This is a genomic window from Actinomadura montaniterrae (assembly GCF_008923365.1).
Lineage (GTDB): Bacteria > Actinomycetota > Actinomycetes > Streptosporangiales > Streptosporangiaceae > Spirillospora > Spirillospora montaniterrae.
The window spans coordinates 1-10,047 of the sequence record NZ_WBMR01000287.1 but is presented as its reverse complement, the minus strand read 5'-3'; the positions used below and the strand labels follow the sequence as shown (position 1 = coordinate 10,047).

Annotated in this window: 11 protein-coding genes and 2 rRNA genes; 6 read left to right on the top strand and 7 right to left on the bottom strand. The window is 74.5% G+C overall.

From position 1 onward, the window contains the following. Window positions 1-211: 211 nt before the first annotated feature. Complete coding sequence (locus F9B16_RS45630) at window positions 212-553, top strand: SCP2 sterol-binding domain-containing protein (protein ID WP_151546521.1); 342 nt, start codon at window positions 212-214, stop codon at window positions 551-553. A gap of 26 nt (window positions 554-579) precedes the next feature. Here F9B16_RS45630 and F9B16_RS45625 read toward each other — a convergent pair whose 3' ends face one another. Beyond that, window positions 580-1,593, bottom strand: a complete 1,014-nt coding sequence (locus F9B16_RS45625; RefSeq protein ID WP_151546520.1) for an HAD-IIA family hydrolase — start codon at window positions 1,591-1,593, stop codon at window positions 580-582. A gap of 82 nt (window positions 1,594-1,675) precedes the next feature. Next, window positions 1,676-2,119, bottom strand: coding sequence for a tetratricopeptide repeat protein (locus F9B16_RS45620; protein WP_151546519.1), 444 nt, complete (start codon window positions 2,117-2,119; stop codon window positions 1,676-1,678). A gap of 72 nt (window positions 2,120-2,191) precedes the next feature. Here F9B16_RS45620 and F9B16_RS45615 point away from each other — a divergent pair, with 72 nt between their 5' ends. The 3 genes from F9B16_RS45615 to F9B16_RS45605 are packed head-to-tail and all read left to right on the top strand — an operon-like array spanning window position 2,192 to window position 4,926. Further along, entirely contained in the window at window positions 2,192-3,535 is a 1,344-nt protein-coding gene (locus F9B16_RS45615; RefSeq protein WP_151546518.1) for a DUF1015 family protein, read from the top strand. Beyond that, entirely contained in the window at window positions 3,532-3,936 is a 405-nt protein-coding gene (locus tag F9B16_RS45610) for an NUDIX hydrolase (protein ID WP_151546517.1), read from the top strand. The genes F9B16_RS45615 and F9B16_RS45610 overlap by 4 nt, the downstream gene beginning before the upstream one ends. 54 nt (window positions 3,937-3,990) lie before the next feature. Next, entirely contained in the window at window positions 3,991-4,926 is a 936-nt protein-coding gene (locus F9B16_RS45605) for an MBL fold metallo-hydrolase (protein WP_151546516.1), read from the top strand. 10 nt (window positions 4,927-4,936) lie between these two features. On the opposite strand, the gene F9B16_RS45600 is transcribed toward F9B16_RS45605, so the two are convergent. Beyond that, on the bottom strand, window positions 4,937-5,797 hold the full coding sequence (locus F9B16_RS45600) for a dienelactone hydrolase family protein (RefSeq protein ID WP_151546515.1): 861 nt from the start codon (window positions 5,795-5,797) through the stop codon (window positions 4,937-4,939). A gap of 282 nt (window positions 5,798-6,079) precedes the next feature. Between F9B16_RS45600 and F9B16_RS45595 the strand changes: the two genes are divergently transcribed. Further along, window positions 6,080-6,298 carry a hypothetical protein gene (locus tag F9B16_RS45595; RefSeq protein ID WP_151546514.1) on the top strand — a complete coding sequence of 73 codons (219 nt, stop codon included), beginning with the start codon at window positions 6,080-6,082 and terminating at the stop codon, window positions 6,296-6,298. Between the two features lie 66 nt (window positions 6,299-6,364). Here F9B16_RS45595 and F9B16_RS45590 read toward each other — a convergent pair whose 3' ends face one another. Then, window positions 6,365-7,168, bottom strand: coding sequence for an SAM-dependent methyltransferase (locus F9B16_RS45590; protein WP_151546513.1), 804 nt, complete (start codon window positions 7,166-7,168; stop codon window positions 6,365-6,367). 136 nt (window positions 7,169-7,304) lie between these two features. Beyond that, the gene (locus F9B16_RS45585) at window positions 7,305-8,384 is read right to left on the bottom strand and encodes a hypothetical protein (RefSeq protein ID WP_225992523.1); all 1,080 of its coding nucleotides are present in this window, start codon (window positions 8,382-8,384) and stop codon (window positions 7,305-7,307) included. On the opposite strand from F9B16_RS45585, the gene F9B16_RS45580 reads away from it, so the two are divergent. After that, window positions 8,352-9,581, top strand: coding sequence for a hypothetical protein (locus tag F9B16_RS45580; RefSeq protein ID WP_151546512.1), 1,230 nt, complete (start codon window positions 8,352-8,354; stop codon window positions 9,579-9,581). The two genes, F9B16_RS45585 and F9B16_RS45580, sit on opposite strands and share 33 nt — an antisense overlap. A gap of 97 nt (window positions 9,582-9,678) precedes the next feature. On the opposite strand, the gene rrf is transcribed toward F9B16_RS45580, so the two are convergent. Together rrf and F9B16_RS45570 are read right to left on the bottom strand one after the other, a co-directional pair. Beyond that, a 5S ribosomal RNA gene (gene rrf, locus F9B16_RS45575) occupies window positions 9,679-9,795 on the bottom strand. Between the two features lie 159 nt (window positions 9,796-9,954). Then, window positions 9,955-10,047, bottom strand: a 23S ribosomal RNA gene (locus tag F9B16_RS45570); the annotation flags it as partial.

Sequence of the window (10,047 nt, the reverse complement as noted above, 5' to 3'; positions counted from 1 at the left end):
CGGGCGGCGGCGCGGCCGGGAGGCCCGGCTCCGCGCCGCCGGCCTCGGCCGGCGGGACCGGCGCCGCTCCGGGCGTCGCCGCGGGCTCGTCGGACATCACGTGTACCTCCCCTTGGTTCCCCGGCGCGGGCGGCGAGTCGCCGCGCGCCCACTGCGAACGCTACCGTCCCTGGACGACATCGTTGCCGATCGAACGGGGAACGGCCTGACCATGGCGAACGAGGACGACTGCCGGACGGCGCTCGACCGGATCGCGGAGCGGCTGGCGGAGGTGGACGCCGACCGGCTCGCCGAGCACGTGGTCGAGCGCACCATCAGCTGCCGCATCCCCGATCTCGGGCTCGTCTACCGGACGCGGCTGCACGCGGGCGGCCTGGACCCGTTCGAGCGCGCCGCCGACCCGGACTCGGCCCAGGTCCGGCTGACGGTTGACAGCGACGACCTGGTCGCCATGGCGCACGACGAGCTGAACCCGGCCAAGGCGTGGGCGGCCGGGCGCCTCAAGGTCGAGGCGAGCGTGTTCGACCTGCTGCGGCTGCGCCGGCTGCTGTGAGGCCCGGCCCGCCGTGACCGCGCCGCTCAGCGGAGCCGGGGCAGCCGGAGGGCGTCCAGCGCGCCGCTGAGCGCCTCCGCCGCCGGCGGGGCCGCGTCCTGCCAGGCGGCGGACGCCAGGGCGCGCAGGCCGTCGTAGGGCTCGCCCGAGCCGGTGATGTCGAACCGGTCGCCGTCCCGGGTCACCGTCCAGCCGCCGCAGGAGTGCCGTGCGCCGTCGCGCGCGACCTCGGGGTGCGGGACGAGCAGCCCGGTCAGGTCGTGCGCCAGGTAGGTGGGGCGGTGCTCGGGCGGCGCGGTCAGGGCCTGCAGGTGGCCGGTGACGCCGGTGAAGACGAGGAGGCTGTCGGCGCCGCCGTTGTGGGCGCCTTCGATGTCGGTGTCGAGCCGGTCGCCGACGACGAGAGGCCGCTCGGCGCCCGTCCGCAGGATCGACTCGTGGTGCAGCGGCCGCTCGGGCTTGCCCGTCACGATCGGCTCGACGCCGGTCGCCGCGCTGATCACGCGCAGTAGCGCCCCGTTCCCGGGGTGCAGCGGACCGCCGCCGCCCGGGATCGTCAGGTCGCGGTTGGAGCCGACGAACAGGGCGCCCATGCTCACCGCCTGGGCGCCCTCCGACAGCAGCCCGTACGACAGCCGCGGGTCGTAGCCCTGCACGACCGCCGGGGGACGTCCGGACGCCACCGACACCGGCCGCAGGCCCCGCGCGTACAGGGCGTGCCGCAGCCCCATCCCGCCGACGACCAGCACTTCCGACCCGGCGGGCAGCCGCTCGGCCAGCAGCCGGGCGGCGGCCTGCGCGGAGGTCACCACGTCGTCGGCCTGCGCGGGGACGCCGACGTGGTTGAGCAGCGCCGCCACCGCGGACGGCGTCCGGGACGCGTTGTTGGTCACGAACGCCAGCCGCTGCCCCGCCGCGCGGGCCTTGGCGAGCGAGTCGGCCGCCGCCGGGACGGGCCGCTGCCCGACGTACACGACGCCGTCCAGGTCCAGCAGGGCGACGTCGTACGCCTCGCTCAGGGGACGGTCACTGCCCTTCATCGCACGCTCCTCGGGATCGGGGGGCCACAACTCGTTCGGGGGCACAGCCTTGATCGGGGGGCCGGACTTGGCGGGGAGGGGGTCACCTGCGGGAGGCGAGGGTCGCCCGGGCGTGCCGCAGCGCCCGTGCGTAGTCCTGGTTCTCCGGACGCATGGCCGCCGCGAGCGCGAGATGCTCGACCGCGCCTTCGAAGTCGCCCATCCGGCTGAGCGACAACCCTAACCCGAAGCGGGCGTAGTCCTCGGCGGGCTCCTCCTCGACGATGCTCTGGAAGCTCTCGGCCGCCGCGCCGAACTGCCGCGCCCCGAACTGGGCCCGGGCGAGCGCCTCCCGGATGCTGTGCGAGGCCGGCTCGGCCTCCGCCGCCCTGATCAGCAGCTGCAGCGCGGCCGACGCGCTCCCGGAGCGGAGCAGCTCCAGCCCCCGGGTGTACCACTCGTAGACGCCTCCTCCGGGGGCGGCGGGATGCTCGCCGGGGGCGTCGCCTTGGGAATCGTCCGGGCGTCCCGGTCCTTCAACACTCATGTGGACCTCCCATCGGACCTTGATCACCACGACGGTACCCGGCCGACGCGCGGGGGCCCGTCGCTGATTACCATGCCCACAGTGGACGACGACCTCCCCTCCGGGCTCGGACCGGAACAGTTCAGCGCCCGGATCTTCGGGGCCGCGGGGCCCGCGACGGGCGGCGGCCTGGAGCTGGCGCCGTTCCGCGGCGTCCGGTTCGCCCCCGAGGCGGCGGGCGACCTGGCCGCGGTGACCACGCCCCCGTACGACCTGGTGGACGACGCGGAGGTCGGCCGGCTGCTGTCGGGGGGCGGGCACAACATCGTCCGGCTGAACATGCCGCGGGCCGCCGGTGAGAGCTACCGGGAGGCGGGCGAGACGCTGCGCCGCTGGCTCGCCGAGGGGGTCCTCACCACCGACCCCGATCCGGCCCTGTACGTGTACGAGGCGGCCAAGGACGGGACGGTCCTGCAGCGGGGCCTGATCGGCGCGCTCGGGCTGCGGGCGGAGGCCGACCGGGTCGTGCTGCCGCACGAGAACGTGTTCCCCGGGCCGGTCCGCGACCGGCTGGCGCTGATGGCGGCGGCCCGCGCCAACCTGGAGCCGATCTTCCTGGTGTACGAGGGCGGCGGCGACGCGGCCCGGCTCGTCGACGACGCCGCGCGGGAGGAGCCGCTGCTGGGCTTCCACGCCGACGACGGGCTCACGCACCGGCTGTGGCGGATCGCCGATCCGGCGCTGCACGCCCGCGTCTCCGCCGACCTGCGCGGCAAGCAGGCCCTGATCGCCGACGGCCACCACCGCTACGCTACGTACCGCGCCCTGCAGGCGCGCCACCACGCCCTCGGCGACGGTCCCGGCCCGTGGGACCGGGGCCTGGCGCTGCTCGTCGACTCGACGCGGTTCCCGCCGCATCTCGGCGCGATCCACCGCGTCCTGCCCGGCCTGGGTCCCGCCGACGCCGTCGAGCGCGCGCGCCGCGCCTTCCACGTCACCGAGTTCGAGGACGAGAACAGGGCCGTGTGCGCGCTGGGCGAGGCGCAGGGCCCCGCGTTCCTGCTCGGCGGCGGCGAGACGCTGCACCTGCTCACCGCTCCCGACCCCGCGGCGCTGGCCCGCGTGATGCCGTCCGAGCACTCCCCGCGCTGGCGCCGCCTGGACACCGCGATCCTCGACCACCTCCTCATCGGGGACCTGTGGAACGTCCCGGAGAACGAGAACGCCATCGAGGTCGTGCACGACGACCCGTCCGCGGCCCTCGACCGGGCCCGCCGCGCGGGCGGTACCGCCGTCGTCCTCAACCCGCTGAAGGTCGAGGACGTCCTCGCCGTCGCGAACGGCGGCGAGCGGGTGCCGCGCAAGTCCACCTCGTTCGGACCGAAGCCCAGGACGGGACTCGTCCTGCGCCTCCTCGACCCGGAAGGCGGGCGATGACCGGCCGCACCATCGACAAGATCGCCTGGATCCTGCTGGACGGCGGCCGGATCCTGAGCACCCGCTCGCGCGGCAAGGACGTCTACTACCTGCCCGGGGGCAAGCGCGAGCCGGGCGAGTCCGACGCGCAGACGCTCGTCCGCGAGGTCAAGGAGGAGCTGACCGTCGACGTCCTGCCGGACACGGTCGCTCACCTCGGCACCTGGGAGGCGCAGGCGCACGGGCACGCCGGCGGCGTCACCGTCCGGATGACCTGCTACACCGCCGAGTACTCCGGCACCCCCGCGCCGAGCAGCGAGATCGAGGAGGTCGCCTGGCTCGGGTACGCCGACCGCGACCGGGTGTCGCCGGTCGACCAGCTGATCTTCGACGACCTGCACGCCGCCGGCCGCCTGCGCTGACCGTGCGGTCGCCCCGGGTGGCCGCGCGGGGACGCCGGGGGCGATGATCTGCCCATGGACTCCTCGAACATCACGCCCCTCGGCGGAGACGTCTACGAGATCGACACGCTGCTGGCGGGCCACTCCGGCATCACCGCCGCGTACCTGGTCCTCGCCGACCGGCCGTGCCTGATCGAGCCCGGGACCGCCGGATCGGCGCCCGTCGTGCGGCGCGCGCTGGACGAGCTCGGCGTCGGCGCGGACGATCTCGCGAGCGTGGTGGTCACCCACATCCACCTCGACCACGCGGGCGGCGTCGGCGACATCGCCGCGCTGTACCCGCGGGCCGAGATCGTCGTACACGAGAAGGGCGCCCGGCACCTCGCCGACCCGTCCCGTCTCATGCGCAGCGCCCGGATGGTGTGGGGTGACGCCCTCGACGCCCTGTTCGGGGAGCTGAAGCCGACCGACTCCGCGCGGATCCGCGCCGTCGAGGACACCGGCGTGATCGACCTCGGCGGCGGCCGCCGCCTGGAGTCCCACTACTCCCCCGGCCACGCCAAGCACCACGTCGGGCTCGTCGACTCCGGCACCGGCGACCTGTACGTGGGCGACGCCGCCGGCATCTACATCCCCGAGACGGCGGACGTCCGGCCCGCCACCCCGCCGCCCGACTTCGACCTCGACACGGCGCTGGCGTCGCTCGGGAGGTTCCGCGACCTCGGCCCGCAGCGGCTGCTGTTCGCGCACTACGGCCCGGTGACCGAGGTCGAGAGCACGCTGGAACGCTCCGCCGAGGAGCTGCGCGTGTGGGTGGACGCCGTCCGCGCCGCCAAGGACCAGGGCCTCGAACTCGACCACGCCGTCGCGATGGTGGTGGAGCGCACCAAGGACCGCTACGCGATCAACAGCGCCGACCTCGACCCCGAACTGGCCGCCAAGTACGACGTCCTCAACGGCCCGGCCAACAACGTCGCGGGCATCATGCACGCCCTGGACCGGCACGCCTGAGCGGCGCGGGCTAGGGGACCTGGTCCATCTCCTCGGCGGGCGGGCCGTCGCCGTCCGGCTGGAGCAGCCGGGACCGGAACAGCTCCAGGACCTGCTCCAGCGCGTCGCGGGTGGGCTGGCCGGGCTCGTCGATGAGGTGCTCGGTGAGGACGGAGTGCGGCCTCAGCAGGGCGTCCGGGTTCGCGGCGGAGTCGTCGAGCTCCACGGCGACGAACGCGTCGCCGAGCTGGCGGCGCAGGAAGGCGAACCGTTCGCCGGGGACGAGCCGGTCGCCGCGGAACCGCAGGCCGAGCACCGTCAGGTCGTCCGCGGCGCGCCGCTTCACCGCCGCGAGGTCGGCGGGCGCGATGTCGATCGTGCGCCGCTGCGCGCGGGTGACCGGCAGGGGCATCGACGGCTGCGACAGCACGGCCGCCAGGAGCCGGTCGTCGGCGGCCATCGCCAGCGCGAACCCGCCGGTGAAGCACATGCCCACGGCGCCGACGCCGGGCCCGCCGCACGCCGCGTGCTCGCGCGCGGCCAGCGCCCGCAGCCAGGTCACGATCGGCGAGGTCCTCCCGGTGGCGAGCTTGGTGAACTCGCGCCGGACGCAGAGCGGGGCCATGGCGCGGACGCCGTAGGCGATCGTGCCGGACCAGCCGTGCGCGGCGGGGTCGGGGTCGCGTCCGGCCGTCCCGAACAGGTCCGGCAGGACGACGGTCAGCCCCAGGTCGCGGACGCGCCGGGCGAACGCGAGCACCTTCGGCGTGATGCCGGGGATCTCCGCCATCACGATGACGGCGGGCCCCGTCCCGGACCGGAACACGCGGTGGGACGCGCCGCCGTGCGCGAAGGATCCGCAGGCGAAGTCGGACATGCTGTCGTCGGCCATGGCGCGGCCCTTCCGTCGCAGCGGGCGCGGCCTCGCGGCGCGGGCCGCCGATCAAAGTTATTGACACACTATCGAATAACTGCCTCGCCGTGCCCGGACGCGCCGGCTCCCGCCCGGTCCGCCAGCGCGGCGACGAAGGCGGCGGGCGCCCTCCTCGACCCGGCCGGCCATCACCTCGCCGGCCGCCGCGACGTCCCGCTTCCCGCCCTTGAAGTGCTGGTAGATCGACACGGTGGGCGCGTCCGCGGCACGGGCCAGCTGGTTGACCCCCGCCGCCGTCCGATGAAGCCGGGCGCGGACCTCACGCTGCGCGGCCAGGTCCGCGTCGTCGCCGCCTTCCTCGACGCCCTCGGCCTGGAGGACGTCACGCTCGTCCGCTCCGACTGGGGCGGCGCCCTGTTCCTCACCGCGCACGGGCTCGACCAGCGGATCTCCCGCCTGGTGATCCTGCCGTGCGAGGCGTTCGGCAACTTCCCGCCGGCCTGCCCGGCCGGGTCCTGAAGATCGCCGCGCGGATTCCCGGCTCGATCCCCCTGGTTCCTCACCCGCTGACCCGCGGGCCGTTCGTCACCGCTTCCGGGCGACGCCGCCCCACATGCCGGTCGTCGGCGACGGCGACGCGTCCGCGTCGGGACGCCAGTCCTGGACCGGGACGACGCCCGGCTCGAGAAGGTCGAGCCCCGAGAAGAACGCGCTGACGCCCTCATGGGTGCGGAACGTCACACGGAAGCCCATCGCCTTGGTGAGGGCGTCCTCCGCGGCCGCCATCTGCTCGGGCAGCTGGTCGATGCCCGGGTGCGTGATGGCGAGGAAGCTGCCGGGCGCGAGGCCCTCCAACAGCGTGCCGATGATGCCGCGCGGATCGTCGTCGTCCGGGATGCAGTGGAGCACCGCGATCAGCAGCAGGCCCACCGGGCGCTCGAAGTCGAGCAGGCGCCCGGCCTCCTCCAGGATCCGGCCCGTGTCGCGCAGGTCGGCGTCGACGAACGACGTCGGCGCCGTCACGCCGGACAGCAGCGCCCGCGCGTGCGCGAGCACGATCGGGTCGTTGTCCGCGTACACCACCCGGGACTCGGGGTCGGCGGCCTGCGCGACCATGTGCGTGTTGTTCGCGGTGGGGATCCCCGTGCCGATGTCGAGGAACTGGGTGACGCCCTCCCCGACCATCGCGCGCACGGCGCGGCTCAGGAAGGCCCGGTTCGCGGTGACGCCCGGCTTGATCGTCGGCGTCGCGAGCATCACCTGCTCCGCGGCCGCCCGGTCGGAGGCGAAGTTGTCCTTGCCGCCGAGCCAGTAGTCGTAGATCCGCGCGATGTGCGGGGTCGTGACGTCGATGCCCGTGGGGGCGATCTCTTCCTCGCCGGCCGTCATGCGGCACAGCCTAGCCGCGAACCCCGACGAAAGATCGTTTTTCGGTTCTTTCTGACTATCCGGTCATCGGGCCGGCCGGGCCGGGTCTCCGGACGGGCCGCTCACAGCGCGTCCGGAGGCCCGGCACAGCCGGTCGTCAGTCGCCGTCCTTCGGCTCCTCATCGCCCGGAGCCTCCGCCGGAGCCTCGGGCTCGGGTTCGGGTTCGGGTGCGGGTTCGGCGGCGGCCTGGTCGAGATCCGGCTCGGGCTCGACGGTCTTGGGCTCGAGGAACACCGCGGGCGCCTCGGGCGCCTCCTCCGGCACCGGCTCCAGGATCTCCGGATCGGCGGGCTTGAACTGGATGTCCGTCGCCGTGACGATCTCCGGCACGTCCGCGACCGGCTCCGCCGGCGGTGCCGTCGTGTCGCCGGCGCCCGCGACCCCGCCCTCCGGCTCCTCCTCCGAGCCGAGCGCCTCGGCGGTCTCCGCAGTGGTCTCCTCGGCGTCCTCTTCGTCCTCTTCGGTGTCGAGGATGTGGAGGCCTTCGAGTTCCGCGTAGCGTTCGGCGGCGTCGGTCTCGCCGTCGCGGTCCGCCGCCGCGGCCCGGGCGAACCAGTCGGACGCCTCGTCCCCGCGTCCCGCCTCCGTGAGCGCGTCGGCATAGGCGTAGAAGAGCCGCGCCGACCACGGCTTCAACCGCCGGTCGCGCAGCTCGGGGATCTGCAGCGTCACCACGGCCGCGTCGTACTGGCCGAGGTCGCGGCGAACGCCCGACTCCACGATCCGCAGCTCCACCCGTCCCATCGGGTCGAGCCGGTCCGCCTCCGGCGACTTGATCACGTCGAGGGCGCGTTCGGGTCGTCCCATGCCCCGCTCGCAGTCCGCCATGACGGGCAGGTACGAGTCGTCGCCCGCGCCGAGGCGGCGGGCCGCCCGCAGCTCGGCGAGCGCCTCCGCCCACTCCCCCGTCTGGTACGCGGCGATCCCGGCGGCCTCGCGGACGATGCCGACACGGGACGCGAGCCGGCGCGCGGCTCGGGCGTGCTTGTACGCCTGCTCCGGCTCGTCCTCGGACAGCCGTCCCGCCATCACCAGATGCCGCGCCACACGCTCCGCGAGGTCCTTGGGCAGCGTCCGCAGTTCCGCGCGCGCCTCGGCGTCCAGCTCCTCGCCGGTGACGTCGTCGGGCAGCAGCGGATCGTCGTGCTTGGGCGCCGGACGCTCCCGCTCGCCCATGTCGGGACGGCCGCGTCCCGCACCGTGCGGGCGCCCGCCCCGTTCCTCGGGGCGGCCGGGACCGCGACCGCGGAACCCGCCGTCGCGCTGGCCACGCGGCCGCTCCCGGTCGCCCTCGAACCGGCGTCCGCCGGGCCGCTCCTGGCGGAACCCTCCGCCTGGACGGCCGCCGTCACGTCCACCGCGCTCGTCGCGGTCCTGGAACCGGCGGTCCTTCGGCCGGCCCTCGAACCTGCGCTCGCCTTGCCGGCCACCGGGCCGGGACTCGCGAGGCCCGCCCGAGCGCGCCTCACCGCGCGGCCCGCCAGGGCGACCGCCCCGGCTCTCGCTACGCGGCCCACGACCGCCCCCGAAACCGCCCTCACGGCGCTCGCCCCGGGGACCACCGAAGCCGCCCTCACGGCGCTCACCACGAGGACCACCAGGGCGCTGCTCACGGCCTTCACCGCGCGGCCCCTGGCCACCACCGAAACGGTCGTCGCGACGCTCACCGCGCGGACCACCGAAACGCTGCTCACGGCCATCACCGCGCGGCCCCTGACCACCACGCGGGCCACCGAAGCGGTCGTCGCGGCGCTCGCCCCGAGGGCCGCCGAAGCGCTGCTCGCGCCCCTCGCTACGCGGGCCCTGGCCGCCGCCGAAGCGACCACCGCCGCCGGCGCCCTGCCCGGTGCGGGGTCCGCCCTGCCCGGTGCGAGGGCCACGCTGGTCACCGAAGCGCCGGTCGTCCCGGCCGCCCGGCTTCCCGCCACGTTGGCCGCCGGCCGCGCCGGAACGTCGCTCATCCCGCGGCCCTGCGCTCCGGCGCTCGCCACCGGGACCGTTGAACCGTCCCTGTCCGCGCTCACCGCCGCGCCCACCGCCGAAACGGTCATCGCGCCGCTCCCGCGGCGCTCCTTCGCCACCGCGGCGGTCGTCGTTCCCCCGGAACGGGCGCCCGGAGGGCCGATCGTTTCGCCGCCCCTGGCCGTCGCGGCCCTTCCAGCCGCCACCGGCGCCGGGACGGCCTCCGCCGCCCTTCGGACCGCCGTTGCGTGGCGCGGATCCGCGAGGACCGCCGCTTCCGCGTGCGCCGGACCCGCCGGTGCCCCCACGAGGGCCGGGCGCGCTCCGCCCGCCGTTCTTCCCCCGCCGCCCGCGGTTGTCGTCGCTGCGGCCGTCCTCTTCCGCGCTCATCACGTCCGTCACTGTTCTTGATGGTGGTTCGTGGACTCCTGCAGCCTACTTCGGCAGGGCCATGACATGCGTCGAGGGCCGCCCCCGGAAAACGGGGTGCGACCCTCGACCAATAAATGTCCGGCGGTGTCCTACTCTCCCACACGGTCTCCCATGCAGTACCATCGGCGCTGAAGGGCTTAACTTCCGGGTTCGGAATGGGACCGGGTGTTTCCCCTCCGCCATAACCACCGAACGCCTCACGCACCACCCAACCCTCGGGTGGGCAAACTCGACGTCCCAAGCAGCAGACTCAGGATCTTCACTTATCAACACGGGATTCCCGGTTGTTTCCTGGGAACCACACAGGGACGCGAACACTCCACACAACAGCGATTTGGTTTGAACGTTCAGTGTGTTCAAGCCACTCGGCCTATTAGTACCGGTCAACTCCACACGTTACCGCGCTTCCATACCCGGCCTATCAACCCAATCGTCTATTGGGAGC